Here is a 24,270-nt window from a genome sequence, read left to right on the forward strand (position 1 = left end):
TGAGCATTCCGAGCCTGTTTTTAACGCAGGATTTCCAAGCGCAGTAGCTTTCACAGTGTCGGGGAAGGAGATCCATCATGGCTTTTAATATGCGCAACCGCAGCCTGCTCTCGCTGATGCACCACACCACTCGCGAGCTCAACTACCTGCTGGACCTGTCCCGCGACCTCAAGCGCGCCAAATACACTGGCACCGAGCGTCCGCACCTGCAGGGCAAAAACATCGCGCTGATCTTCGAAAAAACCTCGACTCGCACCCGCTGCGCGTTCGAAGTGGCGGCCCATGACCAGGGCGCCCACGTCACCTATATCGACCCGGTGTCGTCGCAAATCGGCCACAAAGAAAGCATGAAAGACACTGCCCGCGTATTGGGCCGGATGTTCGACGCCATCGAGTACCGTGGCTTTGAGCAGGAAATCGTCGAAGAGTTGGCCAAGTTCGCCGGCGTGCCGGTGTTCAACGGCCTCACCGCCGAATTCCACCCGACGCAAATGATCGCCGACACCCTGACCATGCGCGAACACAGCGACAAGCCGCTGCATGACATCAGCTACGCCTACCTGGGCGACGCGCGTTACAACATGGGCAATTCGCTGCTGATGATCGGCGCCAAGCTGGGCATGGACGTGCGCATCGGCGCGCCGAAAGCGTTGTGGCCGCATGAAGATTTCATCAAGCAGTGCCAGGCGTTTGCCGAAGAAAGCGGCGCACGCATCACCATCACCGAAGACCCGAAAGAGGCGGTCAAAGGCGTCGACTTCATCCACACCGATATCTGGGTGTCGATGGGCGAGCCGGTGGAAGCGTGGGACGAGCGTATCGAGCAACTGCTGCCGTACCAGGTCAACGCCAAGATGATGAAGGCCTCGGGCAACCCCCGCGTGAAGTTCATGCACTGCCTGCCGGCGTTCCATAACAGCGAAACCAAGGTCGGCAAGGACATCGCTGCGCGCTACCCAAACCTGGCCAATGGTGTGGAAGTGACCGAGGACGTGTTCGAGTCGCCGGCCAACATCGCGTTTGAGCAAGCGGAAAACCGCATGCACACCATCAAGGCAATCCTGGTGTCGGCGCTCGCGGATATCTAACCCTCACTGTCGAAACACAGTCGGTGTGGGAGCTGGCTTGCCTGCGATGCGGGCACCTCGGTTTCTCAGGAATACCTGGGTGATGCCATCGCGGGCAAGCCCGGCTCCCACACTGATTGCTCTTCGCTCGGAGACCTCGCTGAATTCTAGAAGGACATTTATTATGCGTATCGTCGTTGCACTGGGCGGTAACGCCCTGCTCCGCCGTGGTGAACCCATGACCGCGGACAACCAACGCGCCAATATCCGAATCGCCACCGAACAGATCGCCAAGATCCACCCCGGCAACGAGCTGGTGATCGCCCACGGCAATGGCCCGCAAGTCGGCCTGCTGTCGTTGCAGGCAGCGGCCTACACCCAGGTTTCGCCTTACCCGCTGGACGTGCTGGGCGCTGAAACCGAAGGCATGATCGGCTACATCATCGAACAGGAACTGGGCAACCTGCTGGACTTCGAAGTGCCGTTTGCGACCCTGCTCACCCAAGTGGAAGTGGACCCCAAAGACCCGGCTTTCAAGAACCCCACCAAGCCTATCGGCCCGGTGTACACCAAAGCCGAAGCCGAAAAGCTCGCTGCCGAAAAAGGCTGGGCCATCGCCCCCGATGGCGATAAATACCGCCGCGTGGTGGCGAGCCCGCGCCCGAAACGCATCTTCGAAATTCGCCCGATCAAGTGGTTGCTGGAAAAAAGCGCCATCGTGATCTGCGCCGGTGGCGGCGGGATTCCAACGATGTATGGCGAAGACGGCACACTGCGCGGCATTGAGGCAGTCATCGACAAAGACCTGTGTTCCTCGCTGTTAGCCGCGCAACTGGACGCCGATCTGCTGGTGATCGCCACCGACGTCAACGCGGCCTTTATCGACTTCGGCAAGCCAACCCAGAAGGCCATCGCCCAGGCTCACCCCGACGCAATGGAAAAACTCGGCTTCGCCGCCGGCTCCATGGGGCCGAAGGTGCAAGCGGCGTGTGAGTTCGCCCGCCAGACTGGCAAAACCGCCGTCATCGGTTCACTCTCGGACATCGAAGCCATCGTCCAGGGCAGCGCCGGCACACGCATCAGCACGGCCAAACCCGGGATCAGTTACCTGTGAAGTAGAGGAGAAATGCCTATGGCCACCTTTGAACCTGGTCACCTGCACATCGAACGCCACGCGCTCAACAAGGACGACTACAGCTACAACCTGTGTATCGACTACGAAGTCAGCCAGGATCCAGAGGAAGGCAAGGGAATGCTCTTCAAGATGCACGGCTCGGTGCAAGGCAAGGAGCTCAAGGAGGAGTTCTTCTTGCCCAAGGATCAATCTTTCGACTTCGCCAGGCACGCAATGAAAATCGCGCAGAACTATGGGATGCCGAAGGTTGCGACGCTCAATGGCACGATGCATAAACAGTACGATTTGATGTTTGAAGATGTGCGGCATCAGTTGGATGTGAAGGCGGGAGACCCCATCAAGCCGGAACACCTGGGGTAACCTGCTTGCACTGACACAACACTCTCAATGTGGGAGCGGGCTTGCTCGCGAATACGGTGTATCAGCCATCTATGTGCCAACTGACACACCGTATTCGCGAGCAAGCCCGCTCCCACATTTTGATCTCCATCAGCGCCAAGGCATACTGGCCACCCTCCGCACTCCAGAATCAAGATCCGCCCCATGCGTATCCACGTCAGCTTCATCGACCGCGTCGGCATTACCCAGGAAGTCCTGGCCTTGCTCGGTGGGCGCAATCTCAACCTGGATGCGGTGGAGATGGTGCCGCCCAACGTCTACATCGACGCGCCGACCCTCAGCGCCGAGGTGCTGGAGGAACTGCGCGACGCGTTGTTCAGCGTGCACGGCGTGCAGGCGGTCACCGTGGTGGATATCCTCCCCGGCCAACGCCGCCACCTGCAACTCGATGCCCTGCTGGCCGCTATGACGGACCCGGTGCTGGCCGTGGACAGCGCGGGCAAGATCCTGCTGGCCAACCCGGCGCTGATCGCCCTGTACGGCCGCGAGCCGGCCGGGGAAAGCATCAGCGAACTGTTCAACGACCCGGCGCTGTTGGACACCTTGCTGGAGCAAGGCTTTCGCCTGCCTCTGCGCGAGATCAGCGTCAATGGCCAGACCCTGCTGCTCGACGCCACGCCGATCACCGACGCCGGCGCCCTGCTCACCCTGTACCCACCCAACCGGATCGGCGAACAGTTGTCGGCGCTGCACCACGACCACGCCGAAGGGTTTGACGCGCTGTTGGGCGAGTCGCCAGCAATTCGCACCCTGAAGGCGCGTGCGCAACGGGTGGCGGCGTTGGATGCCCCGCTGTTGATCCAGGGCGAAACCGGCACCGGCAAAGAGCTGGTGGCGCGTGCCTGTCATGCCATCAGCGCACGCCACAGTGCGCCGTTCCTGGCCCTGAACTGCGCGGCATTGCCGGAAAACCTCGCCGAAAGCGAGCTGTTCGGTTATGCCCCGGGCGCCTTTACCGGTGCGCAACGAGGTGGCAAACCTGGGCTGATGGAACTGGCCAACCAGGGCACCGTGTTCCTGGATGAAATCGGCGAAATGTCGCCGTACTTGCAGGCCAAGCTGTTGCGGTTTCTCAATGACGGCAGCTTCCGCCGCGTGGGCGGTGACCGCGAAGTGAAGGTCAATGTGCGCATTCTCAGCGCCACCCACCGCGACCTGGAAAAGATGGTCAGCGAGGGCACCTTTCGCGAAGACCTGTTCTACCGCCTCAATGTGCTCAACGTCGAAGTCCCGCCGCTGCGTGAACGCGGCCAGGACATTCTGCTGCTCGCCCGCTACTTCATGCAGCAGGCCTGTGCACAGATCCAGCGCCCCGTGTGCCGTCTGGCACCGGGCACTTACCCGGCGCTGTTGGGCAACCGCTGGCCGGGCAATGTGCGCCAGTTGCAGAACGTGATCTTCCGCGCCGCCGCCATCTGCGAAAGCAGCCTGGTGGACATCGGCGACCTGGACATCGCCGGCACCTCGGTAGCCCGCCAAAACGACGGCGAGGTCGACAGCCTGGAACAGGCGGTGGAAGACTTCGAGCGTAGCCTGCTGGAAAAGCTCTACGCCAGCTACCCCTCGACCCGCCAACTGGCGAGCCGCCTGCAAACATCTCATACCGCCATTGCCCATCGGCTGCGCAAATACGGCATTCCCAGCAAGCCCTGACTGCACTCGATCTAAATGTGGGAGCTGGCTTGCCTGCGATCGCATCACCTCGGTTCAGCTGACAGACCGAGTTGCCTGCATCGCAGGCAAGCCAGCTCCCACAGGGGACTGCATTGCGAATTTGGTCTGAGAACGACATCCGCTGTACTGAAAGCGCTACAGCGTAACGATATCGATACAACCCTGTTTTTTGCGCGCCATGCAAGGCTTTGATCCACATAGGCTTTTTTTCGCTCGCCCAGCTGTAGCGAAATCGCTACAGCCAGAACGCATAACCTCATAACCAATCTAATTAACTAGTTGATTTATAACGATTTAATGAGATTGGCCGCGATATTGCTAAGCAACTCCCCATTATTCCAATCCCGTCCACCAGACGAATCTGGCCCTGAGGAGTTTCCATGAGCGAGTTGCGTTTCACTGAAGATCACGAATGGCTGCGCGCCGAAGCCGATGGCAGCGTCACCGTGGGTATCACCGCTTTCGCGCAGAACGCGTTGGGTGATGTGGTTTTCGTGCAACTGCCGGAGTTGCAGTCCTACGAGAAGGGCGCAGAAGCCTCCACCGTTGAATCGGTCAAGGCCGCGAGTGGCGTCTACATGCCGCTGGACGGCGAAGTCCTCGTAGTCAACGATCAACTCGATGGCAGCCCCGAGCTGGTCAACGAAGACCCGATGGGCGAAGGTTGGTTCTTCCGCTTTAAACCCGCCGATGCCGATGCAGTGGCTAAGCTGTTGGATCAGGATGCGTACGACCGCCTGATCAAAGCCAACGCTGAAGCCTGAGGAGCGCGCCATGACTATCAACTTGAGCACCGCCAACGAATTCATCGCCCGTCATATCGGCCCGCGCCAGGAAGACGAGCAGCACATGCTTGCCAGCCTGGGCTTTGACTCCCTGGAAGCCCTGAGCGCCAGCGTGATCCCGGAAAGCATCAAGGGCACCAGCGTGCTCGGCCTGGAAGACGGCCTGAGCGAAGCCGAGGCCCTGGCCAAGATCAAGGCCATCGCCGGCAAGAACCAACTGTTCAAGACTTACATCGGCCAGGGCTACTACAACTGCCACACGCCGTCGCCGATCCTGCGTAACCTGCTGGAAAACCCGGCCTGGTACACCGCCTACACCCCGTACCAGCCAGAGATTTCCCAAGGCCGCCTGGAATCGCTGCTGAACTTCCAGACCCTGATCAGCGACCTCACCGGCCTGCCGATCGCCAACGCCTCCCTGCTCGACGAAGCCACCGCCGCCGCCGAAGCCATGACCTTCTGCAAGCGCCTGAGCAAGAACAAAGGCAGCAACGCGTTCTTCGCCTCCGTGCACAGCCACCCACAAACCCTCGACGTACTGCGCACCCGTGCCGAGCCGCTGGGCATCGACGTGGTGGTGGGCGATGAGCGCGAACTGACCGACGTCAGCCCGTTCTTCGGCGCCCTGCTGCAATACCCGGCCAGCAACGGTGACGTGTTTGATTACCGCGAGCTGACCGAACGCTTCCACGCCGCCAACGCGCTGGTCGCCGTGGCTGCCGACCTGCTGGCCCTGACCCTGCTGACTCCGCCGGGTGAGTTCGGCGCCGATGTGGCCATCGGCAGCGCGCAACGCTTCGGCGTGCCGCTGGGCTTTGGTGGCCCGCACGCGGCCTACTTCTCCACCAAGGATGCGTTCAAGCGCGACATGCCGGGCCGTCTGGTCGGTGTGTCCGTCGACCGTTTCGGCAAGCCGGCCCTGCGCCTGGCCATGCAGACTCGCGAGCAACATATCCGCCGCGAGAAAGCCACCAGCAACATCTGCACCGCCCAGGTATTGCTGGCCAACATCGCCAGCATGTACGCCGTATACCACGGCCCTAAAGGCCTGACCCAGATCGCCCAGCGCATTCACCAGCTGACTGCGATCCTGGCCAAAGGCTTGACCGCCCTGGGCTTGAAGGTCGAGCAGGAACACTTCTTCGACACCCTGACCCTCAACACTGGCGCCCACACGGCCGCCCTGCACGACAAGGCCCGCGCCCAGCGCATCAACCTGCGTGTGGTCGATGCTCAGCGTCTGGGCCTGTCGGTCGACGAAACCACCACCCAGGCCGATATCGAAACCCTGTGGACCCTCTTTGCCGACGGCAAAACACTGCCGGACTTCAATGCCAAGGTCGACAGCACCCTGCCGGCCGCGCTGCTGCGCCAATCGCCGATCCTCAGCCACCCGGTGTTCAACCGTTATCACTCGGAAACCGAGCTGATGCGCTACCTGCGCAAGCTGGCCGACAAGGACCTGGCACTGGACCGCACCATGATCCCGCTGGGCTCGTGCACCATGAAGCTCAACGCCGCCAGCGAAATGATTCCGGTGACCTGGGCCGAGTTCGGTGCCCTGCACCCGTTCGCCCCGGCCGAGCAAAGCGCCGGCTACCTGCAACTGACGTCCGAGCTGGAAGCCATGCTCTGCGCAGCCACCGGTTATGACGCAATCTCGCTGCAACCGAACGCCGGTTCCCAGGGCGAGTACGCCGGCCTTTTGGCCATCCGTGCCTACCACCAGAGCCGTGGCGAAGAACGCCGTGACATCTGCCTGATCCCATCGTCGGCCCACGGCACCAACCCCGCTACCGCCAACATGGCCGGCATGCGCGTGGTCGTGACCGCGTGCGACGCACGTGGCAACGTGGACATCGAAGACCTGCGCGCCAAGGCCATCGAGCACCGCGAACACCTCGCCGCACTGATGATCACCTACCCGTCCACCCACGGCGTGTTCGAAGAAGGCATCCGCGAAATCTGCGGCGTCATTCACGACAACGGTGGCCAGGTGTACATCGACGGCGCCAACATGAACGCGATGGTCGGCCTGTGCGCACCGGGCAAGTTCGGCGGCGACGTGTCCCACCTGAACCTGCACAAGACCTTCTGCATTCCCCACGGCGGTGGCGGCCCGGGTGTTGGCCCGATTGGCGTCAAATCCCACCTCACGCCATTCCTGCCCGGCCACGCGGCCATGGAACGCAAGGAAGGCGCGGTGTGCGCGGCGCCATTCGGCAGCGCGAGCATCCTGCCGATCACCTGGATGTACATCAGCATGATGGGCGGTGCGGGCCTCAAGCGTGCTTCGCAGCTGGCGATCCTGAATGCCAACTACATTTCTCGTCGCCTCGAAGAGCACTACCCAGTGCTGTACACCGGCAGCAACGGCCTGGTGGCGCACGAGTGCATCCTGGACCTGCGCCCATTGAAAGACAGCAGCGGCATCAGCGTGGACGACGTGGCCAAGCGCCTGATCGACTTCGGCTTCCATGCGCCGACCATGTCGTTCCCGGTAGCGGGCACGCTGATGATCGAGCCGACCGAAAGCGAATCCAAGGAAGAGCTGGACCGCTTCTGTGACGCGATGATTGCCATCCGCGAGGAAATTCGCGCGGTGGAAAACGGCACCCTGGACAAGGAAGACAACCCACTGAAAAACGCCCCGCACACGGCGGCCGAACTGGTGGGCGAATGGAGCCACCCGTACAGCCGTGAACAAGCGGTGTACCCGGTTGCGTCGTTGATCGAAGGCAAGTACTGGCCGCCGGTTGGCCGGGTCGACAACGTGTTTGGCGATCGCAACCTGGTGTGTGCGTGCCCGTCGATCGAGCTTTACGCGTAAAGCAGTCATAAAAAAGCAGCCATAAGCTGCAAGCTTCAAGCGGCAAGTTAAGAGCCGAGTGGCTCATTCTTGCGGCTTGCGGCTTGCCGCTGCCCCTATAACAAGAAACCGGAGAACAACAATGTCTTTAAGCGTGTTCGACCTGTTCAAGATTGGCATCGGCCCCTCCAGTTCCCACACTGTTGGCCCGATGCGCGCTGCCGCCCGATTCGTCGAAGGCCTCAAGCGCGATAACCTGCTGAGCGCCACCACCGGCATCAAGGTGGAACTCTATGGATCGCTGGGCGCCACCGGCAAAGGCCACGGCAGTGACAAGGCCGTGCTACTGGGCCTGGAAGGCGAACACCCGGACACCGTCAATACTGAAACCGTGGCTGCACGCCTCGCGCAAATGCGCAGCGACGGTCGCTTGAACCTGCTCGGCGAACACAGCATTGCGTTCAATGAGAAAGAACACCTGGCGATGATTCGCAAACCCCTTGCCTACCATCCCAACGGCATGATTTTTCGTGCCTTCGATGCGGCGGGTATCCAGATTCGCAGCCGCGAGTACTACTCGGTCGGCGGCGGGTTTGTGGTGGATGAAGATGCCGCCGGCGCCGACCGCATTGTCGAAGACACCACGCCGCTGACCTTTCCCTTCAAGCACGCCAAGGACTTGCTGGGGCATTGCGCCACCTACGGGCTGTCGATCAGCCAAGTGATGCTGACCAATGAAAGTGCCTGGCGCCCGGAAGCGGAAACCCGCGCCGGTCTATTGAAAATCTGGCAAGTGATGCAGGACTGCGTCGACGCCGGCTGTCGCAACGAAGGGATTTTGCCCGGCGGCTTGAAGGTCAAGCGCCGCGCCGCCGCCCTGCATCGCCAGCTGTGCAAGAACCCGGAATCGGCGCTGCGCGATCCGCTGTCGGTGCTCGACTGGGTCAACCTGTACGCGTTGGCGGTCAACGAAGAAAACGCCAATGGCGGCCGCGTGGTGACCGCGCCCACCAACGGTGCAGCCGGGATTGTGCCGGCCGTGTTGCATTACTACATGCGGTTTATCCCCGGCGCGAACGAGGACGGCGTGGTGCGCTTTCTGCTCACCGCCGCCGCCATCGGCATTTTGTACAAGGAAAACGCGTCGATCTCCGGGGCCGAAGTCGGCTGCCAGGGTGAAGTCGGCGTGGCCTGCTCGATGGCGGCCGGCGCGTTGTGCGAAGTGCTGGGCGGCAGCGTGTCCCAAGTGGAAAACGCCGCCGAGATCGGTATGGAGCACAACCTCGGCCTGACCTGCGACCCGATTGGCGGGCTGGTGCAGGTGCCGTGCATCGAGCGCAATGCCATGGGCTCGGTCAAGGCGATCAATGCGGTGCGTATGGCTTTGCGCGGTGACGGGCAGCACTTCGTCTCGCTGGATAAAGTCATCCGCACCATGCGCCAGACCGGCGCCGATATGAAAAGCAAATACAAGGAAACCGCCCGTGGCGGTTTGGCGGTCAACATTATCGAGTGCTGACGCCTACAAGCGCGTCCGCACGTTTTTCAGGAGCTGAACATGTCCACCGAAACCCTGTTAAAAACCCCATTGCACGCCCTGCACCTCGAACTGGGCGCGCGCATGGTGCCCTTCGCCGGCTACGACATGCCGGTGCAATACCCGCTGGGCGTGATGAAAGAACACCTGCATACCCGTGAACACGCCGGGTTGTTCGACGTGTCCCACATGGGCCAAATCCGCCTGACCGGCGCCAATGCCGCCAAAGCCCTCGAAACGCTGGTGCCCGTCGACATCATCGACCTGCCGGTCGGCATGCAGCGCTATGCCATGTTCACCAACGACCAGGGCGGCATTCTCGACGACCTGATGGTGGCCAACCTGGGTAACGACGAACTGTTCCTGGTGGTCAACGCCGCCTGCAAGGACCAGGACCTGGCGCACCTGCGCAAACATATCGGCGACCAGTGCACCATTGAGCCGCTGTTCGAAGAGCGCGCCTTGCTGGCCCTGCAAGGCCCGGCGGCCGTGAAGGTCCTGGCGCGCCTGGCCCCTGAAGTGACCAAGATGACGTTCATGCAGTTCGCCAGCCTGCGCCTGTTGGGTGTGGACTGCTACGTCAGCCGCTCCGGTTACACGGGCGAAGACGGTTTTGAAATCTCGGTGCCGGCCGCCAACGCCGAAAGCCTTGCGCGCAGCCTGCTGGCCGAAGCCGAAGTGCAAGCCATCGGCCTGGGCGCCCGCGACTCGCTGCGCCTGGAAGCGGGCCTGTGCCTGTACGGCCACGACATGAACACCGAGACCACCCCCATCGAAGCCAGCCTGCTGTGGGCGATCTCCAAGGCCCGCCGTGCCGACGGCGCACGTGCCGGTGGTTTCCCGGGTGCCGAGCGCATTTTCAGCCAACAGCAAGCCGGTGTGAGCCGCAAGCGTGTCGGCCTGCTGCCACAGGAACGCACACCCGTGCGTGAGGGCGCCGAAATCGTCGATGAACACGGCACCGTGATCGGCAGCGTGTGCAGCGGTGGCTTCGGCCCGACGTTGGGCGGCCCGCTTGCCATGGGTTACCTGGACAGTGCGTTTATTGCACTCGACACCGAAGTGTCTGCGTTGGTACGTGGGAAAAAGGTGCCACTGCGTGTAAGTAAAATGCCATTTGTACCGCAGCGTTACTATCGTGGCTGATTGACTGTTCCTATAAGTAACGCGGTTGCGTTAACGTGCACTAAACTGTAACGCAACCGCCATAAAACAGTGCATCCGCGATAGTCAATGTAATAGGGGCCCACCGATAACAAGTGATCAACTCTATCGAATAAGCGGGTTCCATATTGTTGATCAAACAGTCATGAAGCCAAGCAAACGCTGGGCTTTTGGCAGGGCTTGTTTTTTCTCCATTAGTTGGCGTAGAGTTTGCTCACTGTGTTTGCATGGGTCGCTTTGAACCTGGACCTGGGCAGTAGCCAAAGTTTGCTACAACCCGTTCGACGTCTCTTACTTTCCTGCAACCCAGCCCAGTACTCTTTCATGTGAAAGGGGCTGTCATTAATTTTTAGCGTCAAGGAAATAAGAAAATGGCTGATCGTCAGAGCGGTACCGTCAAGTGGTTTAACGACGAGAAAGGGTTTGGTTTTATCACTCCAGAAAGCGGTCCGGATCTGTTCGTCCATTTCCGCGCTATTCAGGGCAACGGCTTCAAGAGCCTCAAAGAAGGCCAGAAAGTGACTTTCATCGCCGTGCAGGGCCAGAAAGGCATGCAGGCTGACGAAGTACAAGCAGAAGGCTGATCCCTGCTGCGACAAAAAGCCCCTGATGGTGACATCAGGGGCTTTTTTATAAGCGTTTATCCGTAAAATGGCTTTTTTCTCAAGAGAAACTGCCATGTCCAAACCCCTGCTGAGCCCCCAAGGCGAGTTTCCCGCCGTCGGCCTGGGCCGTCGTCTGGCAGCGATGTTCTATGACTTTCTGTTGTGCACGGCCCTGCTGATCGTCACGGCGTTTATCTACAAGATGGTGTGGATGGCGTTTATCGGCGAAGCCAAGATGCGCACGCTCACCGAATCCGGCGCGCTGGACGGCGACCCGCTGCTGTCGACGATTTTGTTTTTTGTATTGTTTGGTTTTTTTGCCAAATTCTGGACCCATTCCGGGCAGACGCTGGGCATGCAGGTGTGGGGCGTGCGCGTACAGAACGCCGACGGCTCACGCATCAGCCTGTGGCAGGCGCTGTTGCGGTTTGTGGTGTCGATTGCGTCGTGGTTGTGCGTGGGGCTGGGGTTTATCTGGTCGCTGTTTGATAAACAGAAACGCAGCTGGCATGACATTTATTCGGATACCCAACTGGTGCGGATTCCGAAGCAGAAGAAATAATTCCAAACCGCACAAAACAACTGTGGGAGCTGGCTTGCCTGCGATGCGGGCACCTCGGTCTATCAGGCAGACCAGGGTGATGCTATCGCAGGCAAGCCAGCTCCCACATTTTGACCGCGTTTACAATTAAATTAAGCGTTGCCGGCGAGCTTCAAGCGCGCAGCCTGGGTGAAGTCCAGCATGCGCTTTAACGGGCGCACGGCGTGTGGAATCACCGACGGCTCGACGAATATCTCATTACTGCCCTCACGCAGGCACTGCAGCGTGCGCTCCAGCGTGTTCATCGCCATCCACGGGCAGTGCGCGCAACTGCGGCACGCCGCGCCGTTACCGGCAGTAGGCGCCTCAATGAAGACTTTATCCGGGCACAGCTGCTGCATCTTGTAGAAGATGCCGCGGTCGGTCGCCACGATGAACGTCTTGTTCGGCAAACGCTGTGCGGCGGCAATCAGCTGGCTGGTGGAGCCCACCGCGTCCGCGAGCTCGATCACCGCGGTCGGCGACTCCGGGTGCACCAGAATCGCCGCGTCCGGATACAGCGCCTTCATGTCTTCAAGCTGCTTGGACTTGAACTCCTCGTGGACGATGCACGCCCCGTCCCACAGCAACATATCCGCGCCGGTCTGGCGCTGGATGTAGGTGCCCAAGTGCTTGTCCGGGCCCCAGATAATTGTCTCGCCGTTGTCCATCAGGCTTTCGACGATTTCCAGTGCGCAGCTGGAGGTCACGACCCAATCCGCCCGGGCTTTGACCGCGGCCGAGGTGTTGGCGTAGACCACCACGGTGCGCTCGGGATGCTGGTCGCAAAATGCCGAAAACTCATCCACCGGGCAGCCCAGGTCCAGGGAACACGTGGCTTCCAGGGTGGGCATGAGGATGCGTTTTTCGGGGGTGAGGATTTTGGCGGTCTCGCCCATGAAACGCACACCGGCAACCAATACGGTCTTGGCCGGGTGGGCAGCGCCGAAGCGCGCCATTTCCAGGGAATCGGAGACACAGCCGCCGGTTTCTTCGGCCAGGGCCTGAATCACCGGGTCGCAATAAAAGTGGGCAACCAGCACCGCGTCTTGAGCCTTGAGCTCGGCGGCGATGGCGACACGCAGGCTCGCCTCTTCTTCGGCGCTGAGGGCCTTGGGCTGCTTGGCGTCGAGGTGAGCTTGAACCAGTAGGCGTTCGGAAATTTGCGTCATGTTCGCAAGACCTGCAGGCGCAGTTGCGCGAAAGTCGAGTGTACCACCGGCTCTGGAGCCCTTCGGGCGCCGCCGGACGAAGTGATTGTGTTCATCAAGCACGGGTGAAGCTGCGCAAGGCTACAGAATATCGAATGGATTCAAAAGCCTAATCTGGCATTCACAGGTGCATCGGTCGGGCAAAAAAAAACGGGAAACCCGACGCAGGGGTTTCCCGTTTTCCAACCGGTGTCAGCGCTGCAGTACGGAGGGGTCTTCCTGCAGCATCACCGAGTCATGCAGGCTCGCCAACGCATCCTTTAGCGTTGACTGCTCCAGCGCATCCTTGGATTTTTTGCTTTCCTGGGCCGCGTGCTCAAGCAACGCCAGGTAGTCGCGCCTGGATGAGCCCTCCTTCGGCACCACGGTGTCCTCTACCAGCTTGGCCATCACATATTTCTGCGTATGGGTGTTCTGTACAGCCGTTTGCGAGACAGACGCGCTGGCCAGTTGGCCGTCTTTGTAGGCGAAGCTCGCCGTACTGCTGGCCTTGTCCTGCACTTGCACATACAGGTAGTTCTGCGATTCACGGTTGCCGTCAAAAACCGGCGGTTTGCCACCGTTGAGGCTGGTGTGGAAGTTCGCAGAAAGCGCCGACTGCTGGTGCTGGGTAACGCTACGATCTGCGGTACTGCGACCGTTGACCTGGGTTTTCTGCGACACGTTGTAGGAAAAGCTATCGACTTCCGACGGGCGCATTGGGTTGGTGCCGTCAACGGCCTGCTGGATCGAGGCTTTGAAGTCAGCCAGGCCAGTCAACAAGCCTTTGTCGCTTGGGTTGTTGCTCAAGGCGGCGGGAGCGGTCGTGCCTTGTGGATAGTTGCTGTTCATGGCGCTGAATGCGTCCTTGAACATTGCCATCAAGTCCGCATTGGCACTGCCGCGCTGTTGCACCCGGTCAAATTGTGCAAGGTAGGTTTTCAGCGCATTGGCTTGTTGTTTGGCATCGCCAAGGATCGTCGCGTTTTTGAGGTCCACTGCCAGGTCAATGTTACCGGCCGGGCCACTCATTCGTGTGGTACGGCTCTGACTGTCGGCGTGAAAAGCCAGGCTCAGGTCCTTGCCGTCCAGGGCCTTCAGGTTGGCATTGAGGTCGACGGAAGCCAGCACCTGGGTATCGAACTGGGTCAACTTGCTCAGATCGAGTTTTGGCGGCACGGCGGTCAGCCCGTCCACCGAGGCCTGGAAGGCACTGCCCAATTGACCGACGGCCTTGAGCTCATCAGCCGTCAAGTCGCCGCCCTCTACCGTGGCCTGCACACCCAGGCCATCTTTCTGGCTGGACAGGCTGAAGGTGACGGTCTTGCCGCTGGCGGTCTTGATGCTGAGGCTGACCTGGTTGTCGGCCTTGTTGTGCAGTACCGTCTGGTCGGTCTTGATCGCGCCGGCGTCCCCGGCCCGGGCAGCCGTGGTGTTGAGCACGGACTGTGAAATACCGACACCGCCGCCCTGGGTGAATTGATCCACCAACGCCGCGCCCAGGCCGCTGTAGCGACTGGCCGTGGAGATCGAATTAAAGCTGCTGTTGATGGCCTTGGTCACTGCATCCTGGCTGCTGTTTTCCCAGGCCCGCACCGTTTCCTGGCCGGGCATCTGCCCGTCTCGAGAGTAGATATCGACGACATCAGCCGCTGGATTGCCGAGGCTGACCACCGCAGAGGGCCGAACCGGTGAGACATCGACAGTGTTCGCCACGGTGGCCGGCGACGGCGTGGTGGCCGCGCGAACGATGAGGGGATTGGTAGCGATGATAGGCGTTAGCGTAGTCATGACAGTCCGTGTCTTGAAAGCTGAGTAGCGTTCAATTTAACCAAGACGCATCGGCATTGACAGCATTGAAGCCGAAATAAATAGCAAAGAGCCATGCCAAAAAACCGGCTCTTTGCCGTATTGCGCAGATCAGAACCGGTAAGTCACCGAACCGCCAAGATCATTGGCGCTGTTTTCATACCTGGCGTCACAGGTCAGGCCACATGCTGGTGGGATCTGGCGAACCTTGATCGGTTCTTCTTTCAAGTCTGCCCGCGGTTTATTGAGCACGCGCCCGTGTAATCACGCTCAAGTCGCTGGTGGGATAGGTATCGTAATGACATGATGAAGGCCATTTAACGCATTCGGCCAAACTCAAATGAATAGCACCGTCGGGATGGGCCCCGAGGCAAGTCACGCGCCCAATCCCATCAAAGGCGGCGCAAGCGAGCTGGCCACCACTGGCTTGGGTAGAAACGAAGCGTTCACCGAGCGCGTGCTGGCCAGCATCAACGATTGCATCAAAGTCCTGGACCTTGACGCCCGCCTCACCTTTATGAGTGAAGGTGGCCAGAAAATCATGGAAGTCAGTGACTTCAACAGCATCCGCGGCTGCCCCTGGCCCGACTTCTGGCAGGACCAGGGAAACCTGGATGCCAAGGCCGCCGTGCAGGCTGCCCAAAACGGTGACAGCGCGAGCTTTATCGGCCCCGCCCAAACCTTGGCCGGCAACCTGAAATGGTGGCATGTGCAGGTCAGTCCGATCCTGGACAGCGACGGCCGGCCGGAGCAGATCCTCTGCGTCTCCCGTGATATCACCGCCCTGCGTGAAGCCGAAGAGTCACTGCGTAAACTCAATGAATCCCTGGAGCAGCGGGTGGTGGAGCGTACCCGTGATCGCGACCGTATCTGGCGTCTGTCGCCGGACCTGATGCTGGTCGCTCAGCTCGACGGTGTTATCTCTGCCGTCAACCCGGCCTGGACACGCATGCTCGGTCACACCGAACACGACCTGGTGGGCAGTCAATTGCTGGCCCTGGTGCACCCGGACGACCTGGCCGTCTCGTCATCGGCGGTCAGCCGCCTGGGAGATGGCAAGAACTTTCCCAACTTCAAGAATCGTTACCGCCACCAGGATGGCAGCTACCGCATGATCGCCTGGACCGCTGTGCCCGACAGCGACTACATCCACGCGGTGGGCCGTGATATCCAGGCCGAGGAAGAGGCCAAGGAAGCCTTGCGCTTGTCGGAAGACGCCCTGCGTCAATCACAGAAACTGGAAGCGATTGGCCAACTCACCGGCGGCGTCGCACACGATTTCAATAACCTGCTGACAGTGATCAAGTCCTGTGCCGACTTGCTCAAAACGCCTTCGCTGAGCGAAGTACGGCGCATCAAGTATGTGGAAGCCATCGCCAATACCGTGGACCGTGCCGCCCGCCTGACGGCGCAGCTGCTGACATTCGCCCGCCGCCAGGCCCTGCGCCCGGAAGTCTTCAACGTCGGCGACAGCGTATTACGGGTGGGCGAAATGATGGACAGCCTGACCGGTTCACGCATCAAGGTCACTATCGAGGTGCCGCAGAAACCGCGCTTTATCAACGCCGATGAAAGCCAGTTCGAGACCGCCCTGGTGAATATGGTGGTCAACGCACGCGATGCCATGGCTGGCAATGGCCAATTGTCGATCAAAGTGGCGACGGCCAACTGGCTGCCTTCGGTGCGTGCCCATCCGGTACGTGTCGCCGACTACGTGACCATTGAGCTAAGCGATACCGGTTCAGGCATCGCGCCGGAAAAGCTCGACGCCATCTTCGAACCGTTCTACACCACCAAGGGCATCGGCCAGGGCACCGGCTTGGGGTTGTCACAGGTGTACGGTTTTGCCAAACAATCGGGGGGTGAAATCCTGGTGCAGAGCGAATGCGGCAAAGGCAGCCAGTTTGTTTTGTACTTGCCTGAAGTCGAGGCGGGCGTGACGTCAGCCACCCCGGAAAACCAGTGCGCCCCGATTGCTTGCGACTTGTGCGTGCTGATGGTCGAGGACAACGCCGATGTCGGCCTCTACACCTCGCAGACTCTGGAGCAAATGGGTTTTAAAGTGCTGTGGGTGCCCGACGCCAACAGTGCACTCGACGCCCTGGCGCCCAACCCGGAGAGCTTCCAAGTGGTGTTCTCCGACATCTCGATGCCAGGCATGAGCGGGCTGGAGTTGCTCGACGCGATCGAAGCCCTCTACCCGTGGCTCCCCGTGGTACTGACCACAGGCTACAACGATGAATACGCACGCATCGCCCAGGAAGAAGCGCAACGCTTTGTGCTGCTGCAAAAACCCTATTCCACCGAGGCGTTGGCAGTGCAGTTGCACAAAGTGGTCAAGAGCCGCCTGAACCTGATTCCCCAAGACTGAGCCTGAGCCGCTTGTATAAACACGCCGATTAAACAGTTATTTCGCAACAATCAAAAACCTCGCACCACTCCGTTAATACGAAATAACCCGCAAAACCAACCCCATCAGGTGCCCACAGGGCACCTGCGCACCACCTTTGTGCATTTTTTTGCTGAATAACGCGGCATTCCTCACGTTTTACGTAATAAATCCTACAGACGATGTAACAAACCGTTTATTGATAACTCAAGTGCGGCAAGTCCCCGAGTTGATGGTTTGGCTCGATGGGCATGAATCGAGTGTATTTCTACGTTAAGGATGTCGAGTGCCGAATCAGCCCTCAACCAATCGCCCGTGTTGTATCCAGAAAATAGGCGCCGCCCTGCTCTGCCTGTGTGCGCTGCCGGTGGCCGCCGCCGAGGGACCGCAGCTCGGTCAGGAAGCCCTGCGCCTGCAGCAACAACAGCAGCGCGACTTGCAACAACTGCAACTCGAGCAACGCCAGCGGCAGATACAAAGAGGCAGTTTCGGCGCGCAACCGGCCACACCGGCCTTGCCTGAGGGGGTCGCCAAAGACCAACGCTGCTGGCCCTTGCGCGGTACACGCGTGGCCGGTGTGACCTTGTTCAGTAACGCTGAGCTGAACAAACACGTCGAACCCTATGTGGCCGCCTGCATGGGCGTCACCCAGATCAACCGCCTGTTGGCCGAGATTACCCGCCTGTACGTTGAGGCCGGCTACATCGCCAGCCGCCCGTACCTGATCAGCACGCCGGCCGCTGGGCACCCGCTGGATATTCACGTCGAAGAAGGCTACGTCGAAGCCGTCGAATTGACTGACCAGAGCTTGCCCGTGTCGTTACGCGGAGCGTTTCCCGGGATGCTCGGCAAGCCGCTGAACCTGCGCGACCTGGAACAAGGCCTGGACCAGCTCAATCGCCTGCGCTCGGTGGACCTCACCGCCGACATCGCCCCTGGCAGCGAACCTGGCGCATCGCGAATCATCCTGCACTCGCGCAGCACGGCCTCGCGTTGGGGGCTCGGACTGGGTGTGGATAACCTCGGCAGCGCCGGCACCGGCCGTGATCGCAATGCCATCAGCCTGAGCCTGGACAGCCCGTTGGAACTCAACGATTCGCTCAACCTGAGCTTCAGCGACACGCTCAATCACGGCCCGCGCTACAGCCGCAGCAACAGCCTGTTTTATTCCATCCCTTACGGCTACTGGACCTACAGCCTGTTCGCCAGCCATGCCGAATACCGCTCGCCCTTCAAGCTCAGCAGCGCCACGTTTTATAACAGCGGCCGCACCGATCAGGTCAGCTTGCGCACCGACCGGGTGTTGTGGCGCGACCAGGGCCATCAACTCAGCGCCAACCTGCAACTGGCCTACAAGGACGTCGACAGCTACCTGCAAAAGGTTCGCCTGGGCATCCAGAGCCCAACGCTGACCGTGGCCGAGGCCGGCGTGAACCTGTTCTGGCTCAACAGCGCGGTGTGGAACCTCGACGTCAATTACGCCCAAGGCCTGACCTGGTTCGGCGCCGATCGCGATGCCGACCACGTGCAGAAAAACCTGCCTCAGGCGCAATTCCACAAGTACCGCGCCAACCTGACTCAATGGCGCAACGGCCAATGGCTGGGCCAACCGTGGCAGTGGCAGAGCCAGCTGTCGGCGCAATACAGCCCGGACACGCTGCCCGCCATTGAACAACTGCTGGGCACCGACGACTCGGCCGTGCGTGGCTACCGCGAAAACAGCGCGTCGGGAGCCATCGGCGCGGTATGGCGCAACACCTTGCGCCTGCCGCTCAACAGCGACCTGGCGGTCAAGATCACGCCACGCCTGGGCCTGGACAACGGCTGGGTCAAACGCGAACACGGCGCCCAAGGCCAACGCCTGAGCGCTGCCAGTGCCGGGCTCAACCTGAGCTGGAAGAACGTGCAGCTCGACCTCGATTACCAACGCAACCTCAACACCCCCGCAGGTTTTGCCCAGGAGCCGGATGTGTGGCTGACGCGCCTGAGCCTGCAAATATGAGCCGATATCTGTTTAGCCTGAATTAACCGTAATCCCTGACCACCACAGCAGCGTTGCAACGAACAACGCACGTCGCGGATCAGCCAACACAGAGCGAAATTATTTATGCCGACTGACACACATACGTTTCACCTTTCACCTCAAGGCAGACTGCGCTGGGCCATCGCCAGCCTGTTTCTGCTGCCGCAACTGGTGGTGGCCGCAGGGTTGACCGTCGTCGAAGGGCCCGGCGGTACGCCGCAACTGCAAAACCAGGGGGGCGTGCCGATCATCAACATCGTCGCGCCGAATGCCGGTGGCCTGTCCCATAACCAGTTTCTGGACTACAACGTCGACCGCCAGGGCGTCGTGCTGAACAACGCCTTGCAGGCCGGCCAATCCCAACTCGCCGGGCAGTTGGCAGCCAACCCGCAGTTCCAGGGCCAGGCGGCAAGCGTGATCCTCAACGAAGTGATCAGCCGCAACGCCTCAACCCTCAACGGCGCCCAGGAGATTTTTGGCCGGGCGGCCGACTATGTGCTGGCCAACCCTAACGGCATCTCTGTCAACGGCGGCAGTTTCATCAACACCCCGAATGCCAGCCTGGTGGTGGGCCGCCCTGAACTCAACGACGGCAAGCTGCAAGCCTTGAACACCCGTGATGCCCGTGGCCATCTGACGGTACAAGGCCAAGGCCTGCAAAACCGCGAGGGTTCGATCAACCTGATCGCGCCGCGCATCGACAGCGACGGTCGCCTGAGTGCGCGTGATCAATTGAACCTCACCGTCGGCCGCAACCAGGTCGACTACGCCAGCGGCCAGGTGCACCAGGTAGACCCGGCCAGCAAAACCCAGGACCAGCGTATCGACGCCCGTCTGTTCGGGGCGATGCAGGCCGGGCGCATCAACATCGTCAGCACCGCCGACGGCGCCGGCGTGCGCGTGGGTGCCGTAAACGTGGAGGGGCGTGACGGGGTGAAGATCAGCTCGGCCGGCGACCTCGATATCAGCGGCCAAGTCCACGCCAACAGCCTCGACGCCACCCGCGCGAGCGTGCAAAGCCGCCAGGGCGATGTCGACGTGCACAGCGCCAAGGACCTGAGCCTGGCCGCCACCGATGTCAGCGCGCGCAACGTCAAACTCGACGCCGGCCGCAACCTGACGCTTGGCAGCCTGGAAAGCCGCAAGCTCCAGGAAAAGCGTGAACAGTGGGACAACAGCAACTTCCTGTTCACCTATGAAACCTATGACCGCACCACCACCGACAAGGACTCGCGCCAGCACGGCAACAAGGTCGTAGCGCAACAGGACGCAGCGCTCTCGTCCGGCGCCAAAACCGAGATCAAAGCGAGCAACGTGGAAGCGGGGGCTGCTTTACACGTCAACAGCGGCGCCGACCTTCAGGTGATCGCTGCCACCGAAACCCATGAAACACGCGATCAGGGCAATCATCGCAAGCACCTGTGGAAAGCCAACTGGGACACCTCCAGCAGCGAACAGCGCAGCGTCACCAGCAGCCTCAAGGCCGGCAAGGCCCTGGAGCTGACCAGCCAGCAGAAACTGCAATTGCAAGGCGCCGAGCTGAAAACACCGGGTGACCTCCAATTGGCCGCCCGCCAAGTGGACATCACCAGCGCCAGCCGCACTCAACGCAGCAGTAATACGGCGTACTCCGGCGACCTGACAGGTGGCAGCTTCTTCGGCAAAAACGGCGACGGGGATAAAGGCAAAACCTTGAACACCGGCAGCAAGGTCAACGCCGACGGCAAGCTGATCGTCAAGGCGGATGAAGTGCGCATCAGCGGCAGCCAGGCCCGTGGCGGCAAACAGGCCAGCGTGATCAGCGACAAAGGTTCGCTGGTGATCGACGGCGTACAAGACACGTCCCACGACAATAGCTACAGCAAGGACAGCAAATTCTTCGGCATCGCCAAGGATGAAAGCCGCCAGAACCTCAAGGACAGCACCGTGGTTGCCAGCAACCTGCGCTCGGACAGCAACCTCAAGCTGCAAAGCGCCAAGGACATCCACGTCAGCGGCTCACACGTGTCCGCCGCCGGTGAACTGCAGGCGGATGCCAAGGGTGATATCAAGGTCACTGCTGCTGAAAACACCTCCCACAACACCACCAGCACCCACACCCGAGGCTTTGAGGGCTACGCCAGGGAAACCGCCGATGGCACCCGCCAGTACCGCGCCGGCGTGAGCTACGAAGACCAGCAGCACACCAACAAGACCGACACCACGCAACAGCAGGCGTCCAGCCTCAGCGGCGGCAGCGTGGCCGTTACGGCCGGTGGCGACGTAAGCATCAAGGGCTCCGACCTCAAGGCCACCGAGGGCGATGCGACCTTGAGCGGCAAAAACGTCGAACTGCTGTCGGCCCATGACAGCACTCACAGCGACACCGACCAGACCACCATCGGCGGCGGCGTCTACTACACCGCAGGCCTTGACCGCGCCGGCAACGGCGCGCAGTTCAGCCACCAGAGCAGCAATGACACCCGCAGTACAACCACCGCGCAAACCAGCAACGTCGCGGCGGCCGGCAAACTGACCCTCAACGCCGGCAACACCCTCACCAGCCAGGGCGCGCAGGTCCAGGCCGGTGCCGAGTTAGTGGTCAATGCAGGTCAGGTCGATAACCAGGCGGCGCATAACAGCGAGACCAGCACCCACAAGGAGAACGGTTGGACCGCCGATGTCGGCGCCAATGTCGAATACAAAGGTGTCACCCGGCCTATCGAAAAAGCGATCGAAGGCATGGCCCAGGCTAAATTCCATCAGCCAGGTTTGCTCGATGCCTTCGAGCAACCCAATGTCGGACTGGATGTGGAAGTCGGTCATACCAGCAAAAGTCGCACACAGCAGGACAGCACGGCCGTGGTCAGCCAGTTCAGTGGTGCCACGGTGCAGGTCAATGTTGCCGGCAAGTTGCAGGATGAAGGCACTCAATACCGCGCCACCGATGGCGGCCTGAAGATCGATGCCGGCGAGCATGTCGCCACGGCGGCGGCCAATACCCACAGCAGCAGCGAGCAAGGCGTGGACGCCAAGGCGGGCGTGCGGGTCTACACCACCACCGGTGAAGACCTGAACCTACGCGGCAGCGGCACAGGCGGCAGCAGCGACGTGAGCCAAACCGCCAGCACGGCGGTGGTCGGCAGCTACGCCGCCACCCAAGGCGTGAACATCGAGGCCAAGGGCGATGTACGTTATGAGGGCAGCCAGTTCAACGGTGGCCAGGCGGGCATCAACCTCAAGGCGGGGGGTGAGTTGGCGCTCAATCAGGCCAACGATACCCAGAGCGAAACCAGCAGCAGTCTGCGCGGCAATGGTTCATTGACCGTGGGCACGGCGCCAGGCGCGAACGGCACAAACGTCAACCTCGGTGCCGGTGTGCAGTTGGACCATAAGCAACTGGACACCCGCGACAGCCAGGCACGTGTCGCGACGCTTCAGGGCAGCGGGCCCATCGCACTCAGCAGCGGCGGCGACATGACCCTGCAAGGCACACAGGTCGGCAGCAGCACCGCCAACACCGGCGATATCAGCCTGACTTCCGGCGGCAAGCTGGACCTGCAGGCGGCAACCGACACCCACGTGAGTAACGGCAGCAACCTGGGCGGCGGCCTGACCGTCGGTGCCGGCAAGACCAGCAGTGCCGAAAGCAGCGGCAAGACCGGCAACCTGAGCGCCAACTTCAACATCGGCAAGGTCGCCGAAAACGATCAGACTGCAGTCGTTGGGCAGTTGCACAGCAACGGCAAGGTCAGCCTCGCCAGCGGCGCGGATGCGAAGGATGCCATCCACTTGCAAGGCACGCAGATCACCGCTGCCAGCGTCAAACTCGACGCGCAAAAAGGCGGCGTCCTGCAAGAGTCGGCGCAGTCCACTCAGGCCCATGACAGCTGGGGCGTCACCCTCGGCGCGGGCGGCAGTGGCGGCAAGACCACCCTGGCCGATGCCGGTGAGCACGACACACCCAAGACCCAACTTGGCATCAATGCCCGGGCCAAGGTCGATGTGGATCACCTGCAAAGCACTGCACAGCACGACAGCCTGATCAAGGCAGATAGCGTGACGATCAACAGTGCCGGCGATACCCACCTGGCTGGCGCACGGATCGAAGCGGGTCAGGTGAGCGGCAAGGTTGACGGGGACTTGGTGGTCGAGAGTCGCCAGGACCACATCAGCAGTACTCAGGTCAATGTCGATGCCAAGCTCGACGTCGAGAAAAACCAGCCCGGCGTGGTCAACAAACTGGCCAAGACCACCGGGCCGCTCAAGGACAAGGTGCAAGCCAAGGCCGAGGGCGCCTTCGACAAGCACCGCGAAAAGCTGGAGAACGCCGTCGACAAGGGCACCGAACACCTCGCTTCAGCCAAGGAAAACGTGGCCAACGCCAAGGAGCGCCTGGGCGAGAAACTCACCCGTAGCGACAGCTACGACGTGAACCCGCAACCCCGTGGAGCGATCGGTACCCGCGTCGACAAGGCCAAGACGTACCTCGCGGACAAGAAGGATGCTTTGGGCTCTCACCTGTCCAACCTCAAGGATAAGGTTTGGCCAAAAACCAGTGACAGCGTTGCCGTCAGTGGCAAGAACACCCCAGGCAGCTCGGTGGCTGATACCGCAGAAAGCGTGCTGTTCGGTGACAAGAGCGGTAAAACCACCTACACCCCGACCTTGAACCTGGATGTCAGCCATGTCGCCAAAGACAGCGTCACTCAAGCGTCCGGTATCCGGGGTACTCAGGGCGTCAATCTGCAGGTGAGCGGTGAAACGCACCTGACCGGCGCACGGATCAGCGCGCCGGCAGGCAACGTCGATCTGGGCGGTTCCAAGGTGAAGGCAACGACGTTGGCAGGCAGCGATTATCGCGTCGATGTCGGGCTGAACGTTTCAAAATCACCGGTCAACCTGGTGCTGGGCGCCAAGGACGAATTAACCCAGAAACAGGACGACGCCACACGTAAGGATCAAGCCATCAACCTTGGGCCGCTGCGGGTAGGCGGGCACAGTGACAGCCAGCAATTGCAGGCGGGGATTGATCAGGACGTCAACTAAGCAGCAATGCCCCGGTGGAAAAGGTTAAGCCCGTTTTCACCGGGGTAAACATTTCTAAATGTTTCTTCATAAAGCC

15 protein-coding genes are annotated in these 24,270 nt (G+C 60.8%); 13 read left to right on the forward strand and 2 right to left on the reverse strand.

Going from position 1 to position 24,270, the window contains the following annotated elements:
• The first annotated feature begins 77 nt into the window (after positions 1-77).
• The 10 genes from A7J50_RS23215 to A7J50_RS23260 all read left to right on the forward strand — a co-directional run bounded on the left by A7J50_RS23215 (position 78) and on the right by A7J50_RS23260 (position 11,737).
• Entirely contained in the window at positions 78-1,088 is a 1,011-nt protein-coding gene (locus A7J50_RS23215) for an ornithine carbamoyltransferase (protein ID WP_064453904.1), read from the forward strand.
• A 163-nt stretch (positions 1,089-1,251) separates the two neighbouring features.
• On the forward strand, positions 1,252-2,181 hold the full coding sequence (gene arcC / locus A7J50_RS23220; protein WP_064453905.1) for a carbamate kinase: 930 nt from the start codon (positions 1,252-1,254) through the stop codon (positions 2,179-2,181).
• Positions 2,182-2,199: 18 nt separating this feature from the next.
• Positions 2,200-2,562 carry a DUF5064 family protein gene (locus tag A7J50_RS23225; protein WP_064453906.1) on the forward strand — a complete coding sequence of 121 codons (363 nt, stop codon included), beginning with the start codon at positions 2,200-2,202 and terminating at the stop codon, positions 2,560-2,562.
• A 183-nt stretch (positions 2,563-2,745) separates the two neighbouring features.
• Positions 2,746-4,254, forward strand: a complete 1,509-nt coding sequence (locus A7J50_RS23230) for a sigma-54-dependent transcriptional regulator (RefSeq protein ID WP_064453907.1) — start codon at positions 2,746-2,748, stop codon at positions 4,252-4,254.
• A 401-nt stretch (positions 4,255-4,655) separates the two neighbouring features.
• Entirely contained in the window at positions 4,656-5,039 is a 384-nt protein-coding gene (gene gcvH / locus A7J50_RS23235; RefSeq protein ID WP_064453908.1) for a glycine cleavage system protein GcvH, read from the forward strand.
• A 10-nt stretch (positions 5,040-5,049) separates the two neighbouring features.
• Entirely contained in the window at positions 5,050-7,890 is a 2,841-nt protein-coding gene (gene gcvP / locus A7J50_RS23240) for an aminomethyl-transferring glycine dehydrogenase (RefSeq protein ID WP_064453909.1), read from the forward strand.
• Positions 7,891-8,011: 121 nt separating this feature from the next.
• Positions 8,012-9,388: an L-serine ammonia-lyase gene (locus A7J50_RS23245; RefSeq protein WP_064453910.1), complete on the forward strand. Its 1,377-nt coding sequence runs from the start codon at positions 8,012-8,014 to the stop codon at positions 9,386-9,388.
• 39 nt (positions 9,389-9,427) lie between these two features.
• Complete coding sequence (gcvT, locus tag A7J50_RS23250) at positions 9,428-10,552, forward strand: glycine cleavage system aminomethyltransferase GcvT (RefSeq protein WP_064453911.1); 1,125 nt, start codon at positions 9,428-9,430, stop codon at positions 10,550-10,552.
• A 389-nt stretch (positions 10,553-10,941) separates the two neighbouring features.
• On the forward strand, positions 10,942-11,154 hold the full coding sequence (locus tag A7J50_RS23255; protein ID WP_003220045.1) for a cold-shock protein: 213 nt from the start codon (positions 10,942-10,944) through the stop codon (positions 11,152-11,154).
• Positions 11,155-11,248: 94 nt separating this feature from the next.
• The gene (locus A7J50_RS23260; protein WP_064453912.1) at positions 11,249-11,737 is read left to right on the forward strand and encodes an RDD family protein; all 489 of its coding nucleotides are present in this window, start codon (positions 11,249-11,251) and stop codon (positions 11,735-11,737) included.
• A gap of 131 nt (positions 11,738-11,868) precedes the next feature.
• Here the strand turns inward: A7J50_RS23260 and nadA are convergent, their stop codons facing one another.
• The gene (nadA, locus tag A7J50_RS23265; RefSeq protein WP_064453913.1) at positions 11,869-12,927 is read right to left on the reverse strand and encodes a quinolinate synthase NadA; all 1,059 of its coding nucleotides are present in this window, start codon (positions 12,925-12,927) and stop codon (positions 11,869-11,871) included.
• A 231-nt stretch (positions 12,928-13,158) separates the two neighbouring features.
• The gene (locus tag A7J50_RS23270) at positions 13,159-14,559 is read right to left on the reverse strand and encodes a hypothetical protein (protein WP_064453914.1); all 1,401 of its coding nucleotides are present in this window, start codon (positions 14,557-14,559) and stop codon (positions 13,159-13,161) included.
• 535 nt (positions 14,560-15,094) lie between these two features.
• On the opposite strand from A7J50_RS23270, the gene A7J50_RS23275 reads away from it, so the two are divergent.
• The 3 genes from A7J50_RS23275 (at position 15,095) to A7J50_RS23285 (ending at position 24,194) form a co-directional block, all read left to right on the forward strand.
• The gene (locus A7J50_RS23275) at positions 15,095-17,125 is read left to right on the forward strand and encodes a hybrid sensor histidine kinase/response regulator (protein WP_407016251.1); all 2,031 of its coding nucleotides are present in this window, start codon (positions 15,095-15,097) and stop codon (positions 17,123-17,125) included.
• A gap of 304 nt (positions 17,126-17,429) precedes the next feature.
• A complete protein-coding gene (locus A7J50_RS23280) occupies positions 17,430-19,145 on the forward strand; it encodes a ShlB/FhaC/HecB family hemolysin secretion/activation protein (protein WP_064453915.1) in 1,716 nt (571 codons plus the stop codon).
• Positions 19,146-19,250: 105 nt separating this feature from the next.
• A complete protein-coding gene (locus A7J50_RS23285) occupies positions 19,251-24,194 on the forward strand; it encodes a hemagglutinin repeat-containing protein (RefSeq protein WP_064453916.1) in 4,944 nt (1,647 codons plus the stop codon).
• The last annotated feature ends 76 nt before the right edge of the window (positions 24,195-24,270 follow it).

The sequence above is a fragment of the Pseudomonas antarctica genome, assembly GCF_001647715.1.
GTDB classification, from domain to species: Bacteria; Pseudomonadota; Gammaproteobacteria; order Pseudomonadales; family Pseudomonadaceae; genus Aquipseudomonas; species Aquipseudomonas antarctica_A.